The sequence below is a fragment of the Virgibacillus byunsanensis genome (assembly GCF_042675965.1).
GTDB classification, from domain to species: Bacteria; Bacillota; Bacilli; order Bacillales; family Amphibacillaceae; genus Virgibacillus_R; species Virgibacillus_R byunsanensis.
The window spans coordinates 19,457-41,749 of record NZ_JBHTKJ010000012.1 but is presented as its reverse complement, the minus strand read 5'-3'; the positions used below and the strand labels follow the sequence as shown (position 1 = coordinate 41,749).

The following is a 22,293-nucleotide window of genomic DNA, read 5'->3' as shown; positions in this document are numbered from 1 at the left end:
TAACAATTTATGTTACAAGGTAATGTTAAATGGTTTAACGCAGAAAAAGGTTTCGGTTTTATTGAAGTAGAGGGTCAAGACGATGTATTCGTTCATTTCTCTGCTATTCAAGACGAAGGTTTTAAAACATTAGAAGAAAACCAAACAGTTACATTCGAAATTGTTGAAGGTAACCGCGGACCACAAGCAGCTAACGTTCAAAAATAAGCATTTAAAAAAGAGATTTCCTTAATTGGAAGTCTCTTTTTTTGTTGATAGGAATCAGCAAGTTGATTTTTTTATTTGAAATATTCACAAAATCTGTTAAATTTCGTATAGAGAATGTAATAGATATATTATATTGTAGTGACAAGTATCTTAAAACATAATAATTATTAGAATAAAAAAGGTGCGGATACTTGTGACTTCATTAAATAATAAAGATATTGGTGGTTAAATAGTTAATTAAAAAGTAGCCAACCTTAAAATAGGAGTAGTGGTATCGGTTTTCTACCTTAACTAAAGGGGCTGGGTATTATCAAAATAGCCACTTATTCTCAACTTTAAACGGAATCTGTCCTCTAATTAGGATAGCTTCCATTATTGTGTATTGGGCATACATACAGTCAAAAGCCCAGGAATAAGTGGTTACTTATATTAAATAAAATGTAGTTCAAGTTATTGAAAATAGTATAAAAAGAAGGAATATAACTAATTATGTCGAATGTATATGTAAGTATTATAGAGGAATCTTATTCCGATATTTTCAATTTATACTAGCTGGAGGGATTGGATTTGCAGAAGTTTTCCTATTGGTTTGGCCCATGTATAGCTATAATGGTGCCGTTTTTTTTATTCATATTATTAAAAATAAAGCCCTCGTTAGATTTAAAAATTTCGATCCCAATAGAACATTTTTATATCGTTAGTATTGTGGCAATCCTGTCAACAATAATATCTTTGGCGGTAGGGGTATCAGGCAGTAAATTACGTAATATCAATGTTACCTTTTTATCGTTAGCTTTCATTTCGTTAACTGAGATATTTGCGTTGCATGGTTTATCTACTCCCGGCTTTATTCTCGACAGTTCTCACTTGCCCGGAGTTGCAGCACAGCTTAGTATTTTATTTGCGGTATTTTGGCTTTGGCTATCATCTTTGCCTTCAGATCATCCTATGGTATTGTATATTTCTCGCTTTCAGAAACTGTTAGTTCCTGTTTGGACTATTTTCCTAGTGGGCCTGGGCGCACTGGCAATGATGTTTCCACACTTGGCAAATATTATTCCTGTAGATCGTGATCCTTTAAAATGGCTAATCACTGTGATTGTCATCTTCCTAAGCCTGAATGCCATTTTTCGTTATATGTATTCGTATCGTTTTACGCGTCTTCCTCTCCAATTGTCAATTATATACAGTACATGTTGGCTAATGGTTTCTCAATTCATCATTATACTAGGAGAGGTATGGAGGCTTAGTTGGTGGCTCTATCATTTTTTGTTGTTGTTCTCGATGATTATGATGCTAATAGGATTGATCCGGCAGTATGCTTCAAAGTCATCTGTTACAATGGCAGTCAAATCACTTTTTCATACTAATCCAGTAGAAAGAATAGAAGCATGTATTTCTCCGAGTATTAAAGCTTTGGTAGTTGCTACAGAAGCAAAGGACGAATATACAGCAGGGCATAATTTTCGCGTTGCCTTGTTTGCCATAAAAATTGGCGAAGAACTAGGTGTGACACCTGATCATCTTCGCGCTTTAGCTCAGGGAGGAGTGGTTCATGATGTGGGGAAAATACAGGTACCTGATCAAATCCTTAATAAACCCGGCAAACTAACCCAAGAGGAAAGAGCAATCATTGAATTACATTCAGTAGCTGGATATGAAATGTGTAAAAGATTAGGTTTTATGAAAGAGGAACTGGATATTATACGGCATCATCATGAAAAGTGGGATGGGAGTGGGTATCCGGATCGTATCAAAGGGGAGCAAATCCCGTTGTTGGCCAGAATACTTTCTGTTGCAGATGTTTATGATGCTCTTACTTCTAGTAGATCTTACCGAAATGCATGGACTAACGAGGAAGCAATGAGTTTAATAGAAGAGGGGAAAAATAGCCATTTTGATCCCAAATGTGTAGATGCATGGGTACGTGTGTGCGAACGTGATCCTGAGGTGTATCTATATCCTTCAAAAATTGTTGTTAATGAGGAAGAAAATCATTCAGTGTTACAATCTTAAAAAACTGTTGCACGTTGGACACGTCCATTCACGCAAAGCAAGATTTTTAACGTCTTTGTGTTTGTGACCGCAATTAGAACATAGCTGACTTGAAGCAAAGTTTTTGGCTACGGTTACGACTTCTTTTCCGTACCATTACGCCAGCTTGACAGGTACAAATTTCATAGAAGTCTAGTTGTACTTGGATAGACCACAAATCTAGACAAAGACCGTATTACCTCTAGAGGGGGTGTACCTTAACTTCTTTACTTGATTAACATAACATACTGATTCTTTAATAATTCATGTACAATATCTCGACCAATAAATCCAACATCACCAGTAACGAGAACAATCATTGTGTCTAACCCTTTCTTATCCTGATTAGTTTATAAATAAAGAAGGACTCAATTAGAGTCCTTCTTTATTTATACTGAATTTACTTAAATGACGGTAATTCGCCCTGGATTTTCAGATGTTACTTTTCCAATAATAGCAGCAAGCACATTCATATTTTGAAGGTCATTTTGTAGAGAAGCAGCTTCTGATTCAGGGACTGAAATTAAAAGTCCACCTGATGTTACAGCATCACAAAGAATTAGTTGATCAACTTCGCTAATATTATTGCTATAATCAATACAATCCGCGAGCCACTGATGGTTTTTCTTCGTTCCACCTGGAATGACATTTTGTTGAGCAAGTTCTTTTGATCTAGCTAAAACCGGGACCTTTTGATTGTATATTGTAATACCTACATTACTTCCTACAGCAATTTCACGGGTATGACCTAAAAGTCCGAATCCAGTTACATCCGTACAAGCATTTACTGAGTAGTCTTCCATAGCCTCGGCAGCGTACTTATTTAGAGTAGCCATTACGTTCATTACTTCATCAATAGTAGCTTCATCCAGTAAGTCACTTTTTATAGCAGTTGTTAAAATGCCAATACCAATTGGTTTTGTTAAAATTAGTTTATCACTCGGCTTGGCACCAATATTTGCCCGAATACGATCTGGGTGTATGGTGCCAGTAACAGATAATCCGAACTTAGGTTCCTGATCATCAATTGAGTGTCCACCAACTAGTGTAGCACCAGATTCTCTTACTTTTTCAGAAGAACCTGCTAAAATATCTGCTAAAATACTTTTGTCTAAAGTACTAATCGGAAACCCAACGATATTCATTACTGTTATGGGTTTACCACCCATTGCATAAACATCACTTAATGAATTTGCCGCTGCAATTTGTCCGAACATAAAGGGATCATCAACAATTGGAGTAAAGAAATCAAGTGTTTGCACAAGTGCTATTTCATCGTTTATTTTATAGATGCCTGCATCATCAGATGTGTCTATACCGACAAGCAAGTTGGGATCGAGTATAGATGTTGGTAAATGCCGCAGAACCTGCGACAGGTCTTCAGGACCAATTTTACATCCTCAGCCACCTTTTGTGGATAAAGAAGTTAATTTAATGATTTCTTCTTTTTTTGACATGGTAACCACACCCTTTCAAAGTTTCATGTAGTAAGAGGACATCCGGCTATTCCAATGCGCTATGTAGATTTACAAGTATCTAGCTTCAACTTACTTGAATGGTGTTTAGATATATTCTTTGGTTTGATATTCAATTTTCCCTTAGCTCGATACTATTCGTAATTTGTCGTGCATAATCAATCAGCTAACTTTTCTAAACCATTTTCTATGCGTTGAACTGTCACAGTGCGGTCTCTCGATTGATGAAAGTAAGGAGTAGTTATTACGACTTTGACAATGATTTTCCATTTGAAAAATGTTTTTTATTAGCAAATTATATTTTAGATAATAGGTAACTCATCAATTGACTGTTACGACATAGCTAATTTAGTTTTGGCGGGACTGTGTGGGAATCGAACCCACCGAGCCTGACACGCAGGCCCCTCAGGGTTTTGAAGACCCAGGAGGACACCAGTCACCCATCCAACCCCATTAGTTAGGTACTATATTCAGTCTATCTTATATTAGTTTATAACGAAAAAAATAGAATCGCAATAAAGGTGTTTTGGAAGTGATATTTTATCAAACTATTTATCAAAAAAGAGAGTCGTCTTGCTTGAAACACCTGATGTCAAGGATTAAAGTAATATTATCAGTAATTTTAGAGGGCGTGTGAAGAGGATGTGCGATACATTTTTTACAATTGGTATGGCGGGCCATATTGACCATGGAAAAACGACACTGACAAAGGCATTGACACATGTGGATACAGACCGTTTAAAGGAAGAAAAAGAAAGAAGTATTTCTATTGAACCTGGCTATGCTCCATTGCAAACAGAAGAGGGAAAGCATGTATCGATTGTTGATGTGCCTGGACACGAACGGTTTATTCGGCAAATGATCGCAGGGGTTGCTGGAATTGATTTGGTAGTTCTGGTGATTGCCGCAGATGAAGGTGTCATGCCGCAAACAAAAGAACACTTGTATATATTGCAGTTTTTAGGTATCAAACATTGTATTGTTGCCATTTCAAAGATAGACCGTGTCGATGAGGAAATGCTTGAAATGGTGACAGAGGATATTCGAGATGGATTGGAAGGAACGAATTTCCACGATGCTCCATACGTATATGTTGATAGTCTAACTGGTAAAGGAATTGACAAGCTGAGGCAGACCGTTTTCAGTAACTTAAAGAAGGTAAAGTTCCGAGATGCCTTTGGCTCGTTTCGCTTGCCGGTTGACCAGGTTTTCACTGTGCAAGGGCAAGGAACGATTGTGAGAGGTACAATTTACGAAGGAATAGTAAAAAAGGGAAGCCAGTTAATGCTCCTTCCAAAAGGTAATAAGGTAAAAGCTCGTCAGATTCAAGTTCATCACAAAGACCAAGAACAGGCTAGAGCTGGGCAACGGACAGCCATCAATCTTGGCGGAGCGGACAAAGATGAAATTAGTCGGGGAGATGTGCTTGTATATTCTGATCACTTTTTGGTTACAGACACAATTGACGTTTCTTTGCAGGTTGTTGATGACAACTTCTTGCCCGTAAAACAACGTTCGCCAGTAAATATATATATAGGTACTTCAGTAGTGATGGGCAAAATCGTTTTTTTTGACCGGAATGAATTGGAACAGACAAGGCATGAAGTGCTTTGCCAGATCCGCTTAGACAAAAATGTTGTCGCTCGACGAGGGGATCGTTTTATTTTACGGAGGCCAACCCCTGTAGAAACTTTAGGTGGAGGTTGGGTAATAGAACCAAAAGGTGTTAAGTACCGCTTTGGCGAAGAAACCATTGAAATGCTACGTAATAAAAAGGAAGGTACACCTGGTGATTTGATAGAAAACGTGTTAACTCAACACACATTACTTGATAGGAAACAACTGGTTCAGTTCACATCATTGGATGAACATGTATTAAACGATACTGTTTCAAAAGGTTTAGAAGACGGGTATCTAATAGAGATTTCTAAGCAACAATATTGCTTATTAAAAACGTTTACAAAAATAAAAGCTGAAGTTAGCCACCATTTACAATCATATCATGAAGCATTTCCAATGAGGGTGGGGATAAGTAAAGCAGAACTTATTCAAGCATTCAGCGAAACTTATCCAAGATTATTTACCGAATACAGCCTAAGTGTATTGTTTGAACGCAATGAATGTAAGAAGGTGGGTCAGTTTGTTGCATTACCATCCTTCCATCCCCATTTGCCCAAACAATGGAAAGCTAGAATGGAAGAAATCATAGCGACCGTTGAAAAGGATGGGGTTTCGGTTAAGAAGTGGGAGGCTTATTTTGATGGGACACCACTATCGCAAAATGATATTTCTGAACTAGCTGTTTATCTAATCCATTCAAATCAAGCTTACCGGCTAACGAATGAAATGCTTATTCATCAGTCGGCATTTGAACGGGCAGTATCCGTATTGAAAAGACAAACGGAAAATACCTTTGGATTAAAAGAGGCCAAAGAAGCGTTATATGTATCACGAAAATATTTAATCCCGTTTTTAGAATTACTTGATTACTTGGAAATCACAACCCGTATAGATGATAAACGGAAATGGTCGATCGAGCGTATTATTTAAATCTACGAGTAGTCTACTATAGAATAAAGATACTATAACAAAGGGAGGAAATAACGATGAGCTACAAGGTCTCTATTGAATTTTGCATGCAGTGAAACTATGCACCAAAAGCCGCAAGTTTTGCGGAACAATTGTTTCATTACTTTCGTTCCGAAATAACGTCACTGGAGCTTATACCAGGGTCTGGTGGGGCGTTTGAGGTTACGGTAAATGAAGAAAAAATATATTCAAAGCTCCAAACTGGAGAATATCCTGAAGTGGAGCGAATCATTAAGCAAATAGAAGAGTAAATATTTCTTGAGGTGTTCGTATATGGAGGGTCAAAAAATAAACCAATATTTACGCCAACTTCCACCAGTACATCAATTACAAAATGACGATCGCTTTAAAACAATCCTAAAAGATTACCAGCTAACAAGCGACCAGTTAACGAAATTCATCCAGCAGGAGGTCAGTGGTCTACGGAAAAATGTACGGAGTGAACGACTGACATCATTTTCCTGCCAAGACGTTGAAGAAGTGATTTTTGAAAACGCTAAAAAAAAGGTGGTTGAATGGAAGGAGGATCGTCTAAAACAAGTCATTAATGGAACTGGGACTATTTTGCATACAAACCTTGGCCGGTCACGGTTGAGCGAACAAGCTGTTGACCATGTTGCTAACATAGCCAGAAACTATTCTAATTTAGAATATCAAGTTGCAGAAGGGGAACGCGGGTCTCGTCATAACATTATAGAAGACTTGTTGAAAGAGGCAACTGGTGCAGAAGCGGCAATGGTTGTTAACAATAACGCAGCTGCTGTTTTTCTAATATTAAGTGCGTTAGCTAAGGATCAGGAGGTCATCGTGTCTCGTGGCCAACTCGTTGAAATCGGAGGGTCATTCCGTATTTCATCTATTATGGAAGAAAGCGGTGCTCACTTAGTAGAAGTAGGAACGACTAATAAAACCCACCTGTTTGATTATGAAAACGCTGTCCGAGAAAATACTGCTATGATTATGAAAGTACACACGAGTAACTTTAAGACTATTGGTTTTACAGAAACAGTTACTACAGATGCTCTTGTTAAAATTAAAAACAAGCAGGAGAACTTTATTTTCTATGAGGATTTAGGAAGTGGTTCCCTTTACGATTTTAAAAAGCATGGTATTGGCGATGAACCAATTGTTAAAGAAGTGATTGAGTCGGGGGTAGATATCGTTTCCTTCAGTGGTGATAAGTTGTTAGGTGGGCCACAGGCCGGTGTTATCGTTGGGAAAAAAGGCATCATCAATCAGTTAAAAAAGCACCAATTAGCACGAGTATTAAGAGTTGATAAAATGACTTTGGCAGCACTAGAACAAACGTTAAAAATATATTTATCTGATAAGGATGCACTATCTAATCTACCGACAATAAGAGATGTAACGCGATCACTAGAAGGGATCAAACAACAAGCAGAAGATTTCATCTCAGACATTTATTCAAAAACTTCTTCCTATCGAATCAAGTTGCAAGAAGGCATATCACAAATAGGAGGAGGGACAATGCCAGGGGTAGAGCTTCCTACCTATGTCGCTACTATTATGCATGAAAGCTTTCCAGCACAGGAACTTGCAGCTAAACTACGAGCTTGTACACCAGTCATCGTTACCCGAATACATGACAATCGTGTATGTGTTGATTTTCGGACCATTGACACAAAAGAGATGTCATCACTAGTTAAAGGTTTTTTGGAAATGGAACAGTATTAGTAGGTATTTCCCTTTACAATATAGAATAGGTTATAAAAGGAGGAATGAAAATGTTATTAGAAAAAATACAAGATTTTAAGTTAGAAGATGTAAATGGGCATGAAGTTTCTATCAGTGATTTTCGAGGGAAAAACACATTGATATTTATGTGGGCTTCCTGGTGACAATGCCGTGAACAACTGCCAGGTTGGCAGAAAGTATATGAACAGAACCAGAACAAAAACTTTGAAATTCTTTCGGTTGCTGTTGATGGGCAAGGTGCAGAAGTTGTTAAACCTCATGTGAAGGGAACAACTTTTCCAACAGTTGTTGATGAAAACAATAAGTTAGTTAACATGTTTCGCTTTAAAGTTGTTCCAAATGGCATTTTTATTGATGAGGACGGTACTATCCGTCTAATCAAGGAAGGGTTTAAGGTTGATGACCCTGATCATGTAAATGCTGTTGAGCAATTGATCAATAAAGAAGTGGAAAAAGTGGAATTTGGTGACGGAAGAACCAGGAGTGAACAATCAGATCTTCAGCTCCAACTTGCACAGACAAAATTTAAACTAGGTATGGAATATGCGAAGCAGAACAGAAATTACGAAGCCTTAAGAGAACTGGATGACGCGATCTTATTAGACCCTGACAACTTTACTATTCGTAAACAGCGGTGGTATATTCGTTTTCCAGAAAAATTCGGATCGGATATTGATTTTGAATGGCAAAAAGGACAATTGAAAAAGGAAAAAGAGGAAGAAGAACAGCATCGAAATCAAGGGCTGGTCTGTGGCCCAGATGGTTGTTTTATTCCGAATAAATAGCAGAGAGTGTCCCAAAGTTTTTGGGACACTCTCTTCACTTACTATAGATAATACCGTGTTCCTTGGTTCTATATTGCTTCGGATGATTTACCATTTATTTACAATATGTTTGACAATGAAGTAACGCCAAGTGCCGATTTACACGTTAAGTACTCTCCGAAGATAAAAGGGGCTAATTTATCAATGTTTTACTGATAAATTAGCCTTTTGCTATAAAACAAAACCGTCTCGATTGTAAAATAAACTTACCTAAGTTCTTTTTCATACTGATTCCTATATCGCTAGAATGGGTCTCTATATCCGTGATGAGTGCTCATTTTGTCCGAAAAAGCGGTTCTATTTAAACGAATACTCAATCAATTTTAATTGTTCATACATAGTTTATTTACTATAAGGATCTTTATTACCTTAGCAATGATGAGAAGAGAGTAAATATGACTTACGATGGGATGGATACGAGGTCGGAAATCTTGCGCTAATCGTAGTATTGCTTATTCTTTTAATTATCGTTGGAGCAGCATTCGTTGGATCGGATATCTAGTAAGTGATAAGCGAAGTTGGACATCATTTTGTTTACCCACTATTTATGATGAAAGGAGGACAAAGAATGTCATCAAAACATTTATATCATAAAGCCTGTGACTATTACGGCAGGGAAGTTAAGATAGTAGATTACTATGGAAAACACCATCGAGGTGTTATAAGGGATGTTACACCCCGAGGGATTTATCTTGATACTGGTCAATCTGGATTCTTCATTCCGTTTTTCGTGATTGTTTCCCTTGTTTTGTTAAGCTCTTTATTCTTTTTCTAACTATTTACGAATGTCGATTTTCTACTCTAGTCCACTTCTATAAACAAATATTCCCCTGCGAAATGCTTAAAACGAAGATTTAGGAAGTTAGGAGGTGTTCTGCTATTGGTATAGAGTCACCTTCTTTACATGTAATTAAATCGTATTTTCACTACTAATAAATTGCAGAAGCATTAGCTGGAAATTGATTATTTTCCCCTCAACTTTTTAGTTAGTAACGTTTCATTTTATGATTAAAAATAATACTTATATAGATTGTCCCCTTTCCTATATTAAATTGTATAAAAGATGAAGGAAGATGATGTATCAGAGAGCAATTTAGTAACAAATAAAGATATGAAAATAGTGTGACAATGCTACTAGGTTGGAATTCAAATAAAGATGAAAAGAAATCTTGGGTGAAAGAACCACCAAAAAAAGCAGTAAAGAATTAGCCAATAAAAGTATTTAAATTGAGAAACTATTTTGAAGTATTGCTTGTAGGTCCATGAACAATTGTTAAACGGTAAATATATTATGGATGTGCTTTGATTTCTTAATCAATGTGCAATCAAATTTTAACTTAGTTATTATTTCTAACTTTCAAGGGGAAATAACTAAAGCGATACAAGAAATGAAATTTCAATGGCTAATGTTTAACCATGTTTGTATTTTTTGCCGTGGAAAGATGATGTAGGGGGAACTTATGGAACTATAAAAGATATGTTTAAATAAAATATACTTTTTACTGGCAAATGCCCTGTCGAGGAATGCTAATGGTACATATATTAATCTTGAAAACACTGTAAAGAAATTTCCGAGGGAGGGATAAACTATGTCTCACGGTGCATATGGTTATGGAGGCGGCTTTGCGTTAATCGTCGTTCTGTTTATTTTGTTAATTATTATTGGAGCTTCGTACGGTGGTTACGGGTATTAAAAAAACGAATAAAATTTCTAAAAATTCTGTGGCGCTCCCTTTAAAGTGGGAAATGGTAAAATAAAAACCATCGTTTTACTTTAAAGGGGGCTTTTTCCTATGGAATAAGAAGTATTATCAGCATAGGAATTATATTGTACATATAAACCAAAACTTATTGACACGTTGCAGCAATGGTAAAAAATATAAGACCACTGTCTTCATATCAACTGTGGTCGGAGGAGGTATAGAGTATATTCAAACGTATCCCGCTGGATTTTAGCGTGGTTAGCTATAATATAAGATATGTGTAAATCCGAATTTATTAAATGTGAATTTGGACAGGGTTATCTATTTTCAAAACCAGTACATGTAAAAAGTTTCGAAAAACTTCTAGCAAGAGATTTTCCTTCTTAAAGAGACTTTGAATGAGAAATAGCTGTACCTTAGATACAACTATTTCTAAATAACTAAATTTAAATGTTCTTTTTTTAGATACGATGAATGGAGAAACGGTTGTATATCAAAGGGTACTCAATTGGTAAACATTACATGGTAAAAAAATTACTGAATGCCATCTATAAGATATTTAGGCGAAGATAGCTTAATATGATTACGTAAGGGGCTAACTTCTGTTGGAGGTGTTGTTATGAAAAGTCGGTTTCATTGTTGTGCGACATGTGAACATTTTAGGATTGAGAAACAAAAAGAAGCAAGTAAACGAATTTATTGTAAAAGACTAGGTTTTGATACAAAACCAACTTATCAATTTGATTGTTGGGAACCAAAAGAACGTGTGAAAAAATCAATGAAGAAAGAAGAATCAAGAAGAGTTTAGATGAAATAAGAATGGAATTAAGTTATTCATTTTCTTTTTGTTATAAAACTTCCGGTAAAGTTCCACACTAGGAGCCAACCTTTTTCCTCCTTCAGTATAAGTTATCTTATTCCGTCCATAATACTAATACTAAAAGGAGGCAATAGCATGCATGAAAAGGATTATGAAACAAAAGAAAAAGGATTCGATCTAGCCCAACTATCCAAGGAGCAAAAAGATCTTCTCGATAAAGTCGAACAAACTTCAGGTCTTGTATTAGTAGCATATGACAATAGTCAGGATAAGAATGGGGAACAAAAAGAATAAGTAAAAACATGCAGAAGTATTACTTATTAAATTTTCAATAAACACAATTAGACTCACCGTTATGACTGTCCGCAGCTTCAGTTTGGATCTTGCCATTCCATAATCACCGTTTTTCGAAGTGAGATGGTGGGTCTCTTAAAGTAGAGAACTAATTCCTCCCTTTACTTTTCCAACTAAATTCCTTCCAGTATTCTTTTTCCAAAGACTTTAACGATAGCTTTTGTCCCCATACACATCTTTTAATGTTCTGGAGATATTATTGAAATGAAATTGTGATAGTATTAAATTAAATCTTAGCTTTCGTAGCCTTTAATTTACCCTACTTGACTTGTTGATTATCGGAGCAATTATTTAGTTAGTTATTGCTATGTGGTTTGTTTGGCAGATAATCCGGCATGAGGTTGGAGAAACAGAGCAAGGGAGCAAGTTGTACGTACGGATATAGGATAACAGTTTAAATTATGAAGGAAACCATAGATAGTTATGGTTCCCTTTTTTTTAGCAGATAAGAAAGAAACCTTTCCTATCCTATTGCATAAGTTTTTTTATTAAATCTAAAATAGTTTACCTACTCATATCACTAAATCTATGATAAGATTACAAAATATCAGAATATTAACATTTTATATTAATAGTATTATATAATACTATTAAATCTATTTAAGGTAGGAGGGGAAAGTGTCACAACATTAAAGGGTTTATAGGGAGGAGACGAGTTGTTGTTAGGTAATTAGAGAAATGGGGTTTTTGCTTGTGAAGTAAATAGTTGAATTCAGCCTTGTAGATGAAATGTTGTCGAATTTGACGGAACAAATCCGAAGGGGTTCTATGTGTAGAACTTCAAATAATAAAAAGAAATGGGGAACAATGTATGGATTTTTTATCCGTAATACCACCAATTGTTGCAGTGGTATTGGCAATTGTTACAAAACGGGTTTTGTTTTCTCTTTTTATCAGTATTTGGGTAGGTGGATTAATTGCAGCTGGAGGTAATCCGTTCCAAGCGGTAAGTGTCACCTTCACATGGATGAAGGATGTAATGATTGATCCATGGAATGCACGCTTTCTCGTGATGACTGCGTTACTTGGTACAGGGGCAGCATTTATGTTTAAAACTGGTGGCTCGGAAGGACTTATAAAAGTTCTGGAGAAAAAATTAACTACTAGAAAAAGGGTACTATTTTTGCCATATCTCTTAGGAATTGTCATATTTTTTAATGATTACGTGAACTCTGTTATTGTTGGAAATGCTTCAAAAGATATCACCGCAAAACATAAAGTTTCAAGAGAAAAGTTATCCTACATTCTTGACTCAACAGCCTCACCGATGGCAACAATTGGACCTGTTTCTGATTGGATTGGTTTTCAAGTTTCCTTGATTGCAGCAGCAATTGCTAGTGCAAGCATCATCGGTATAGAACCTTACTTCGCCTTCTTGCAATCGATTCCGTGGAATTTTTACGCAATTTTATGTCTTGCAGCTGTTCCGATGATTATTATCGGAAAAGATTTTGGTCCTATGGCAAAAGCAGAACGTAGGGCTCAATCGACTGGAAAATTAATACCGGATGGTTCTACGCCTTTGTCATCTATTGAACAGGATTTAGGAGAACCTTACAAGAAAGAAGGAAGTGTATGGAATTTTGTCCTTCCACTTGTAACACTTATTTCGGTAAGTGTATGGGGTTTGTGGTACTCAGGTGGTGGATCTACAGGAAAATCACTCATGGATGCTCTAGCAGATACGGATGTTGCAGTTGCTCTAACATGGGGGGCTTTTGCCATGACATTGGTAGGTATTGTGCTGGCTCTCATCCAAGGTATGGGGCTAAAAAAGTGTGAAGATACTTTGCTGGGTGGTATTCGAACAATGCTTCCAGCACTCGTGATTATCGTGTTAGCTTGGTCGATTGGCACCGTTACATCTGAGCTTGGTACTGCTGAATTTGTAGTAAACGCGACACAAAGCTGGATGACTGCTACACTTGTGCCATTCTTGGTTTTTGTTATAGGAATGTTTATTGCTTTCGCAACGGGTACATCGTGGGGAACAATGTCAATTCTAACCCCAATTGCAGTTCCACTAGCATTTACGCTAGGGGGAGAAGATCTAATTCCTATCGTTATCGGGGCAATTTTTGCTGGAGCTATTTTCGGGGATCATGTCTCGCCTATATCTGATACAACTGTCATGGCATCAATCTTTGCTGGGTCGGATCATATTGCTCACGTTAACACTCAGATTCCATACGCACTTGTGCCTGCGGGGATTGCGGGAGTTTTATATTTATCTTACTCATTGATTGGAAGCAGTATTGTTTTATTGATTTCTGGTATCATTATTCAATTCTTTGTGTTTCGTTATTTGGGTAATCGAGATGAGAGAAAGCATCTGGAAGCAGAAGAAAGAATTGGCGCTTAATCAAGAGAACCCAAAGTCCTTTGTGATTCCAGCGATCCTTACGTGTTGAAGAAACTTTAAGTCATTAAATGCAGATTTTAATTCTTTTGGTAGGTAATTATTTAGGTCATTATCCGCTATCCTAGTACGAGGCACCTCTTCTTTTTGGTAGTTTTTTTCGACAATTAAACTATACCAAAAGCGGAGGTGCTTTTCTTTTATAATTAATTTTGTCAAGGTGCATAATGAAGTACGGAAAGTGTTATATCAGATAACGATTAGATATTATTTTTACGCTGTGAAAATTGAGTAAAATGAATTGGTTGATTTAATAAAGTATTAGAGATATATTAATAGAGATAAGATTTAAAATGCTTTAATAATCGGATAATGCATATTTCACTATTTTGATTTTTTATCTGATATTTGTAGTGCTTTCTAGCTTTACCTTATCAAATGAATAAAAATAATGGATGATGGAATTTCGGTGGAACTCCGAAGCTGTCCCGCAACTGTTAAAGCCAGATACATCCCCATTATTTTTTAGTCAAATCCTTCGAGGTAAAAGGATGGCTATGGGATTACTATGCCCTGCCAACCTCTGCCTTCATGTCAGAGGCTTTTTTGCTTTACTAAGGATAAATCACACTAGGAAAAGAAAGGTAAGGGTGAACAAATTGTTTAGAAAAATTATCAGTTTTTTGTTTGTATTCATGTTAACTACAGCACTTGTTGGGTGTAACAACCAGGAGGGAGTTAAAGAAGATTCTAATCAAGACCAGATTGATGATACGGAAGCGGAGGCAAAAAAGGCTGAAGCAAGTGAAGAGAAAGAGAATAACTCAGTAACGCAGTATCCACTAACCGTTACGGATGCTACTGGAACAGATGTTACTTTTGACTCAGAACCTACTAAACTAGTTTCATTAATTCCAAGCGGTACAGAGATTTTATTTGCAGTTGGGGCTGGAGAAGAGATTTTAGCTGTTGATGATTCCTCTGATTTCCCTGTTGAGACAGCTGATTTGCCAAAACTAGGAAGTACATACTCGGGAATAAATGAGGAAGAACTGATTGCCTTACAACCCGATGTTGTTTTTATTAATTCTGGTCTACAGGTAGAAGTAGCTGAAGAATTAAGAGCAAAAGGCTTTAAGGTCTTTGGTTCAAACCCACAGTCAATAAAAGAAGTAATAGAGGATGTCCAAGGAATTGGAGTAATTTTAAATAATCAAGAGAAAGCGCAAACCGTTGTCGATGAAATGAAGGAAGATCTTGATTACGTAAAAAGTAAGGTGGCTAGCGTTGAGCCGAAAAAAGTGTACGCTGAGTACTCGAAAGGCTGGTCCTTTGGGTCGGGCGAATTCTCCAATGATCTTATTACTTTAGCTGGTGGAGAAAACATTTTTGCAGATATTGATGGATGGTTTGAAGTAAATCCTGAAGAAGTTATTAAGAGAAACCCTGAAGTTATACTTTTCACTTCTGGTGAAGAGGGTGCAACAGAGGATAGCAAGGAACAGATTTTATCAAGAGACGGCTGGAATGTCATTGATGCCGTCAAAAATGAGCGGGTTATTGGAATAGATTCAGTTAAAGCAAGCCGTGTCGGTCCACGTATTACTGAAAGTTTAATTGAAGTCTTTGAAGCAATTCATCCCGACTCGGCAGAATGATGAAAAAGAAATTAGTTCTCTTTGTAGGAGGGGCAACTCTGCTCCTTCTTTTTTCAATTACAATGAGCTTATCAATAGGGTCTTCTATGATTCCAATCACTGAGGTATGGTCTACTCTTTTTGGTGGAGGTGACGAGGTAAGTCGGGCAATCATCCTTCAGGTTCGTTTACCAAGAATTGTACTAGCAATTTTAGTAGGTGCGGCATTGGCTGTTGCAGGAGCGGGTTTTCAAGGGGTACTGAGAAATCCATTAGCAGATCCTTACATATTGGGTGTTTCTTCAGGTGCTTCAATAGGTGCGGCTTTCATTATTTTGTTCGGGCTCCAATCTACACTATTTGGCAAATATTCCATACCTATTGTAGCGTTTATTACTGGGGTACTTACGTTGTTTTTTGTCATATTTATTGCGAAGAAAAGTGGTCAGATGAAAAAAGAAACGTTAATTTTAGCAGGCGTAATTGTACAAGCTTTTTTAGGATCGATCATCTCATTAATGGTTTCCATGTCAGGGACAGTGTTAAACGAAATTATTTTCTGGATGATGGGGAGTTTAACTCTAAAAGGATGGGAATACTCGCAAATCATGGCACCTTATCTGCTAATTGGAATTATTATTATACTATCACAAGGAAGGGCTTTAAATTTATTTACATTAGGTGAAAGGACTGCCCTTCACTTGGGCGTTCAGGTAGAGAGGACAAAAATGATCGTTCTAGTAACCTCAACATTACTAACAGCCTCCGCCGTATCGGTATCGGGTGTGATAGGTTTTGTTGGGTTGGTTGTTCCGCATTTGATCAGATTGATTGTCGGTCCTGATTACCGACTAATCCTCCCCCTCTCCATTTTTGGAGGTTCTATTTATGTGCTTTGGGCAGATACAATTGCAAGAATGGCCTTAATGCCCAAAGAAATACCCTTAGGTGTCGTAACTTCCTTGTTAGGAGCACCTTTCTTTGCTTACTTATTGAAAAAGGGCAGTAAAGGAGTTCATCTATGATTGTTGCAAAAAATTTATCGAAAAAATATAATTCGAAGGAAGTTTTACAGCCACTAGACTTGACGATTGAGCCCAATGAAATCGTGGGGATTATCGGGCCAAATGGTTGCGGCAAGTCAACACTCATGAAATTATTATCAGGAGCTGAGAAGCCGACTAGCGGGACTGTCCAAATCAAAGGGAAGTTGCTCAAAAAGTACAAAACAAAGGATCTAGCAAAAATTCTTGCTGTTCTTCAACAAGAAGGGATTCCCCCAGTTGGTTTTACTGTTCGAGAAATGATCGAGATGGGTCGATATCCTTATCAAAATTGGCTTGGCGATGAAGTTAATATGGAAGCGAACTGGGAATACGATATTGCTTATGAGATAATGGAAAGATTACACATAGATCACCTTGAAAATGAGGTTATTAATCACCTGAGTGGTGGAGAAAAGCAGCGAATTGCCTTAGGACAGGTATTGGCTCAGGAACCAGAAATACTTATGCTAGATGAACCTACGACCTATCTTGATATCGGTCATCAGCTGCAAATGATGGAATTGATTAGGAAATGGCAAAAAAAAAGTCAACATACAGTAGTCGTGATTCTACATGACCTTAACCTTGCTTCTATGTATTGCACCAGACTTATCCTGATGAAGGATGGCAGGATTCAAAAGATAGGTTCACCAGAAGAGGTAGTTCAAGAAAGAATCATCAAAACTGTCTATGGAACACAGCCAATCGTCATAGAGCATCCAAGACAGTTGATGGCACCGCAGATTATTCTTGATAGATTGTAGTTTATCATTCAAGAGGCATTATTTACGGCATTTTCCACTTATTCAATAGGATGAATAAGTGGGCCTAGTTTGAAATATTTTGATGTTCCCATCTAATTTTGCATACTACCATCAAATAAATTGTGTGACTAACTAATTTATTTTAATAAAAGGGGGAATAATAAATGAAAGAAAGAGTTGTTGTTTCGTGGAGTGGTGGAAAGGACAGTTCATTAGCACTCTATTATCTTTTAAAAGATAAACGGTACACAGTGGATTCTTTGCTTACAACTGTAACAGAAGGATATGAACGGATTAGTGTCCATGGTGTGCGGGAAAAATTATTAGAGGAACAAGCCGAAAGTCTTGGAATTCCACTTCGAAAAATGTACATTCCACAACAAAGTTCACATCCCATTTACAAGGAAAGGATGAATGAACAATTAAAACAAATTAAAGAAGATGGAATAAACACTGTCATGTTCGGTGATATATTCTTAGAAGATGTTCGTTCGTACCGAGAAGAGCTGATTCATAATCAAAAATTAAAAGCAATATTCCCACTATGGGGGCGACCAACAAATGAGTTAATTCAGGAATTTATTTCGCTCGGATTCAAGACAGTGACTACCTGTATCGATACCGAAACGCTGACAGATAAGTTTCTAGGTCGCCATATAAACGCTTCATTTTTAAAGGAATTACCAGAAAATGTGGATAAGTGCGGTGAAAATGGTGAATTCCACACCTTTACCTATGCAGGGCCAATATTCACCAAGCCAATCCACCTTTGTATAGGAGAAAAAGTCAACAAAGGGAGATTCCATTTTTGTGAACTAGTGTAAGATTCATTCTCAATAAATAGAATATTATTCACTAGGGGAGCCATACGGCTGAGAGAAGGGAAGCGCGTTTCCTTTCACCCTCTGAACCTGCTCTGGTTAATACCAGCGAAGGGAAGTGATGTTGTTTAACCTTAATCTTTAACGGTTATTGGAAAAACAGGATCCCTTCAATGTGATCCTGTTTTTTAAAATTATCTTAACAAATGGAAACTGGGTTATGAGTCAGGATGTTATTTAAATAGAAAATGGTGGGTTTTACAGGAGAGAATTTATTAGGAATTTCAAAGAATAATATGTACCAAATTTTAGTCCGAAAGTTTTTATGTGTATTTAGTTACTGTCTTGTTTTATGTTAGAATGATATCGATTGTTAAAATTATCTATTTTTCAGAAAGCTGATCATTAGAAAAGAGGTCATCATGAATGAAAGAAACATGGTATTTTATTGACTCAGGTTATTGTACCCCCGCCTTTAATATGGCTATGGATGAAATCCTGCTTGATTGGCATAGTGAAGGAAAAATACCGCCAGTCTTACGATTTTACGGATGGAAACCCGCCGGTATTTCCGTCGGTTATTTCCAAAAAGTAAGTGGAAAGATTGATGTTAAAAGCGTCGAAAAGCACGGAATTGAACTTGTACGTCGACAGACGGGTGGTCGCGCCGTTCTCCATGACCAAGAGCTTACATACAGTGTGCTCGTTTCTGAGGATCATCCAAGAATGCCAAGTTCAATTAAAGAAGCTTATATGGTTATTTCGAAAGGCTTGCTAGAAGGGTTTAATGAACTTGGAATTCATGCAGATTTTTCAATTCCAAAAGGAAAACAGACGAACGACTCGGCTGTCTGCTTTGAAGAACCTTCCTGGTATGAGTTAGTTATTGAGGGTAAAAAAGCTGCAGGTAGCGCTCAAACTCGAAAAAAAGGCATTATCCTCCAGCACGGTTCTGTTCCGTTGGATGTGGATGAAATAAAATTATTTGATTTGTTTATCTACCCAAATGAGCGGGTCAAAGAGCGGACCAGACGAGCTTTTGGTGACAAAGCAGTCACGATTAACAGAGTGTCAAAACAGCCGTATACCTTTGATGATGTAAAAACCGCTTTCAAAAAAGGATTTGAAAGAGGATTGAATATTGAATTGGAACCGTTCAGACTCTCAGAGGAACAAATGTCAGAAGTAACTGATTTAGCAGAAACCAAGTACAGAAACGCAAAATGGAACTATTCTCGATAATTAAAGGAGTTTTGTGCAGATGGCTAAAAATTATGAGCACGTAAGGAAACCCGAATGGTTGAAAGTAAAACTTAATACAAATAAGTCCTACAACCGTTTGAAAAAATTAATGCGAGAAAAAAACTTAAACACAGTTTGTGAAGAAGCAAAATGTCCAAACATTCATGAATGTTGGAGTGAACGTAAAACAGCAACATTTATGATTCTTGGGGATACATGTACACGTGGCTGTCGCTTTTGCGCTGTTAAAACCGGACTACCAAACGAACTTGACTGGGGCGAGCCAGAACGTGTAGCGGAATCCGTAGAAATTATGGAATTGAAGCACGCCGTGGTGACTGCTGTGGCACGGGATGATTTAAAAGATGGGGGAGCTGGAGTATTTGCTGAAACAGTAAGGGCTATCCGTCGGAAAATGCCAGGTACAACAGTAGAAATCCTTCCTTCTGATATGAAAGGCGATTACGAAAGTCTGCATACACTAATGGACAGCGGACCGGATATTTTTAACCACAATGTGGAAACCGTCCGTCGCCTGACAAAAAAAGTACGTGCAATCGCCATGTATGATCGTTCACTACAATTACTCGAGCGTGTCAAAGAAATAGCACCAAATACGCCAACAAAATCAAGTATCATGGTTGGTCTTGGAGAGACAAAAGAAGAAATTATTGAAACAATGGATGATTTAAGGGCTCATCATGTTGACATTATGTCGATTGGTCAGTATCTGCAGCCAACAAAAAAACATCTGAATGTCGAACGTTATTATCACCCGGATGAATTTGCTGAACTAAAAGAAATTGCCTTATCTAAAGGCTTCACACATTGTGAATCAGGCCCGATGGTCCGCTCTTCATACCATGCTGATGAACAGGTAAATGCCACTTCCGCCCAGCGCCGGATCAAATATATGAAAGGATATGAATCCCAGGGTGATAAATTAGGGAGTTTTGATTTTTAATTCACCGCAGTTGACTGAAAATGTAGATAGGTGTATATTATGGTTTAAGTTAAAATTTAATATCAATACTTTCTTATCCAGAGAGGTGGAGGGACTGGCCCCATGAAACCTCGGCAGCAGGCTTTTTAAGTACTGTGCTAATTCCAGCAAGCGTATGCTTGGGAGATAAGAAGAGTGGACATTGCTTAGTTACCCCTCTTCTTTTCCAATGAAGAGGGGTTTTTGATTTTACACAAAACTAATATTTGATAATGGCTATCAGGAAACTGGTAAACTCTTCTTTATACAAGCAGTGGTTTTACATTTTGAAAGATAATTTCAAGCAAGGTACAAAGAATTTAAGAGGGAGGAAAATTGTATGAAACGCAGTTTGGAAGAAAGACTAAAAGACGGAACAGTTATTGCAGGAGAAGGTTATTTATTTGAATTAGAACGCAGGGGGTATTTGCAAGCAGGTACTTTTGTACCAGAGGTAGCATTGGATAATCCCGAAGCACTTAAACAAACGTATCGTGATTACATGAATGCAGGATCAGATGTGGTACTGGCTTTTACATACAATGCCCACAGAGAAAAAATGCGTATCATTGGTAAGGAGGAATTGTTAGAACCGTTGAACAGAAACGCGATACGATTAGCAAAAGAAGTCGCGAAGGAACATCCCATTGAAGAGGCATTGGTAGCAGGCAATATATCCAACACGAATATTTTTGATCCGGAAGATTCTGAATCAAAAGAGAAAGTTAGAAATATGTTTTCTGAAATGGTGGGATGGTGCAAGGAAGAAGGCGTCGATTATATTAATGGCGAAACGTTTTATTACCATGAAGAAGCAGTAATAGCATTGGAAGAAATTCAAAATCAAGGATTGCCAGCTGTAATCACTTTAGGTTTAATGGGAGAAAATGTTTTAAGAGATGGGCACACGGTAGAGGAATCGTGTAAAATACTTTCCGAAAAAGGCGCGTTGGTTGTGGGAATGAATTGTTTTCGCGGTCCCGATACGATGCAGCCATACCTTGCTGAGATACGCAACCATGTGGATGGTTATGTAGGTGGGTTGCCTGTTCCATATCGCACAACAGAAGAGAGTCCAACATTTTTTAACTTGCCTGATGGCGGATGCAGTTGTCATTTGCCTCTAGAAACCACTTTTCCGACTTCTTTAGACCCGCTTTATCATAATCGTTATGAGTTAGCTGAGTGGGCAAAGGAAGCCAAAGACATTGGAATAAACTATATTGGATTGTGTTGTGGGGCATCGCCAGCGATGCTACGGGCGGTTGCAGAAGCTACGGGCATTAAAACGATAAACTCCAAATATTCTCCTGACATGGAAAAACACTTTTTGTTTGGAAAAGACAAAACACTGAAAGAACATAACGTGAACTATCGGTTAAAAGCATGATCAACAAGTACAATAGTAATAACAGAATGCTGGGGTGTTCACACTGGGATTCTGTTAATTAGGTCATTGAATAAAGACAAATAAATTGTATAGGTACTTATCCAATTTTTACTACTTATGGTTAACCAGATTTTGAATTTAAGCCAAGTGATGGAACAGTATCTTTATCTGAAAATAGGGAAACCTATCCACACGCCTTCAGCTCATTTCCCGAAGACTTAGAAGGGAAAATTTTGTACTGGTTTGACCAAATAGATGTTATTGGTTTTTATAAGGATCGTTGGAAGAAGGATATAAAGGTATATAGATAGTTTTAAGGAGATTCATAAA

Annotated in this window: 19 protein-coding genes, 1 tRNA gene, 3 pseudogenes and 3 riboswitches; of the genes and pseudogenes, 20 read left to right on the top strand and 3 right to left on the bottom strand. The window is 37.3% G+C overall.

The window, feature by feature from the left end:
* Positions 1–9 precede the first annotated feature (9 nt).
* Entirely contained in the window at positions 10–207 is a 198-nt protein-coding gene (locus ACFQ3N_RS05420; protein WP_092493415.1) for a cold-shock protein, read from the top strand.
* 567 nt (positions 208–774) lie between these two features.
* On the top strand, positions 775–2,223 hold the full coding sequence (locus ACFQ3N_RS05415; RefSeq protein WP_390360283.1) for an HD-GYP domain-containing protein: 1,449 nt from the start codon (positions 775–777) through the stop codon (positions 2,221–2,223).
* Positions 2,224–2,226: 3 nt separating this feature from the next.
* Here ACFQ3N_RS05415 and ACFQ3N_RS05410 read toward each other — a convergent pair.
* From ACFQ3N_RS05410 to ACFQ3N_RS05400, 3 genes and pseudogenes are all read right to left on the bottom strand, one after another.
* Positions 2,227–2,358, bottom strand: a pseudogene (locus ACFQ3N_RS05410) (zinc ribbon domain-containing protein); the annotation flags it as partial.
* A gap of 287 nt (positions 2,359–2,645) precedes the next feature.
* Positions 2,646–3,698, bottom strand: a complete 1,053-nt coding sequence (gene selD / locus ACFQ3N_RS05405; RefSeq protein WP_390360281.1) for a selenide, water dikinase SelD — start codon at positions 3,696–3,698, stop codon at positions 2,646–2,648.
* Between the two features lie 373 nt (positions 3,699–4,071).
* Positions 4,072–4,168 (bottom strand) — tRNA-Sec (locus ACFQ3N_RS05400).
* A gap of 190 nt (positions 4,169–4,358) precedes the next feature.
* Here ACFQ3N_RS05400 and selB point away from each other — a divergent pair.
* The 18 genes and pseudogenes from selB (at position 4,359) to ACFQ3N_RS05310 (ending at position 21,963) form a co-directional block, all read left to right on the top strand.
* A complete protein-coding gene (gene selB / locus ACFQ3N_RS05395) occupies positions 4,359–6,266 on the top strand; it encodes a selenocysteine-specific translation elongation factor (RefSeq protein WP_390360279.1) in 1,908 nt (635 codons plus the stop codon).
* A gap of 56 nt (positions 6,267–6,322) precedes the next feature.
* Complete coding sequence (locus tag ACFQ3N_RS05390; RefSeq protein ID WP_390360277.1) at positions 6,323–6,556, top strand: Rdx family protein; 234 nt, start codon at positions 6,323–6,325, stop codon at positions 6,554–6,556.
* 22 nt (positions 6,557–6,578) lie between these two features.
* A complete protein-coding gene (gene selA, locus ACFQ3N_RS05385) occupies positions 6,579–8,000 on the top strand; it encodes an L-seryl-tRNA(Sec) selenium transferase (RefSeq protein WP_390360275.1) in 1,422 nt (473 codons plus the stop codon).
* A gap of 44 nt (positions 8,001–8,044) precedes the next feature.
* Positions 8,045–8,164 (top strand): TlpA family protein disulfide reductase, encoded by a 120-nt coding sequence (locus ACFQ3N_RS05380; RefSeq protein ID WP_390360273.1) that lies wholly within the window; start codon positions 8,045–8,047, stop codon positions 8,162–8,164.
* Positions 8,165–8,176: 12 nt separating this feature from the next.
* A pseudogene (locus ACFQ3N_RS05375) lies at positions 8,177–8,806 on the top strand (TlpA disulfide reductase family protein); the annotation flags it as partial.
* A gap of 472 nt (positions 8,807–9,278) precedes the next feature.
* Positions 9,279–9,347 (top strand): annotated as a pseudogene (locus ACFQ3N_RS05370) (YjcZ family sporulation protein); the annotation flags it as partial.
* Between the two features lie 66 nt (positions 9,348–9,413).
* Entirely contained in the window at positions 9,414–9,620 is a 207-nt protein-coding gene (locus ACFQ3N_RS05365) for a hypothetical protein (protein ID WP_390360271.1), read from the top strand.
* A gap of 814 nt (positions 9,621–10,434) precedes the next feature.
* On the top strand, positions 10,435–10,539 hold the full coding sequence (locus ACFQ3N_RS05360; RefSeq protein ID WP_390360269.1) for a YjcZ family sporulation protein: 105 nt from the start codon (positions 10,435–10,437) through the stop codon (positions 10,537–10,539).
* A gap of 628 nt (positions 10,540–11,167) precedes the next feature.
* Entirely contained in the window at positions 11,168–11,356 is a 189-nt protein-coding gene (locus ACFQ3N_RS05355; RefSeq protein ID WP_390360267.1) for a hypothetical protein, read from the top strand.
* A 147-nt stretch (positions 11,357–11,503) separates the two neighbouring features.
* A complete protein-coding gene (locus ACFQ3N_RS05350; protein ID WP_390360265.1) occupies positions 11,504–11,662 on the top strand; it encodes a hypothetical protein in 159 nt (52 codons plus the stop codon).
* Between the two features lie 871 nt (positions 11,663–12,533).
* Positions 12,534–14,084, top strand: coding sequence for a Na+/H+ antiporter NhaC family protein (locus tag ACFQ3N_RS05345; protein ID WP_390360263.1), 1,551 nt, complete (start codon positions 12,534–12,536; stop codon positions 14,082–14,084).
* 429 nt (positions 14,085–14,513) lie between these two features.
* A riboswitch (adenosylcobalamin (AdoCbl) riboswitch) is annotated at positions 14,514–14,641 on the top strand.
* Positions 14,642–14,764: 123 nt separating this feature from the next.
* Positions 14,765–15,739: an ABC transporter substrate-binding protein gene (locus ACFQ3N_RS05340; protein ID WP_390360261.1), complete on the top strand. Its 975-nt coding sequence runs from the start codon at positions 14,765–14,767 to the stop codon at positions 15,737–15,739.
* Positions 15,739–16,743, top strand: a complete 1,005-nt coding sequence (locus ACFQ3N_RS05335; protein ID WP_390360259.1) for a FecCD family ABC transporter permease — start codon at positions 15,739–15,741, stop codon at positions 16,741–16,743. The genes ACFQ3N_RS05340 and ACFQ3N_RS05335 overlap by 1 nt, the downstream gene beginning before the upstream one ends.
* On the top strand, positions 16,740–17,528 hold the full coding sequence (locus ACFQ3N_RS05330; protein ID WP_390360257.1) for an ABC transporter ATP-binding protein: 789 nt from the start codon (positions 16,740–16,742) through the stop codon (positions 17,526–17,528). The genes ACFQ3N_RS05335 and ACFQ3N_RS05330 overlap by 4 nt, the downstream gene beginning before the upstream one ends.
* 164 nt (positions 17,529–17,692) lie before the next feature.
* Entirely contained in the window at positions 17,693–18,352 is a 660-nt protein-coding gene (locus ACFQ3N_RS05325; protein WP_390360256.1) for a Dph6-related ATP pyrophosphatase, read from the top strand.
* A gap of 23 nt (positions 18,353–18,375) precedes the next feature.
* A riboswitch (TPP riboswitch) is annotated at positions 18,376–18,483 on the top strand.
* Positions 18,484–18,775: 292 nt separating this feature from the next.
* A complete protein-coding gene (locus ACFQ3N_RS05320) occupies positions 18,776–19,591 on the top strand; it encodes a lipoate--protein ligase family protein (RefSeq protein WP_390360254.1) in 816 nt (271 codons plus the stop codon).
* 19 nt (positions 19,592–19,610) lie between these two features.
* Positions 19,611–20,555 carry a lipoyl synthase gene (gene lipA, locus ACFQ3N_RS05315; RefSeq protein ID WP_390360252.1) on the top strand — a complete coding sequence of 315 codons (945 nt, stop codon included), beginning with the start codon at positions 19,611–19,613 and terminating at the stop codon, positions 20,553–20,555.
* A gap of 70 nt (positions 20,556–20,625) precedes the next feature.
* Positions 20,626–20,727, top strand: a riboswitch (SAM riboswitch).
* A 186-nt stretch (positions 20,728–20,913) separates the two neighbouring features.
* A complete protein-coding gene (locus tag ACFQ3N_RS05310; RefSeq protein ID WP_390360251.1) occupies positions 20,914–21,963 on the top strand; it encodes a homocysteine S-methyltransferase family protein in 1,050 nt (349 codons plus the stop codon).
* Positions 21,964–22,293 lie beyond the last annotated feature (330 nt).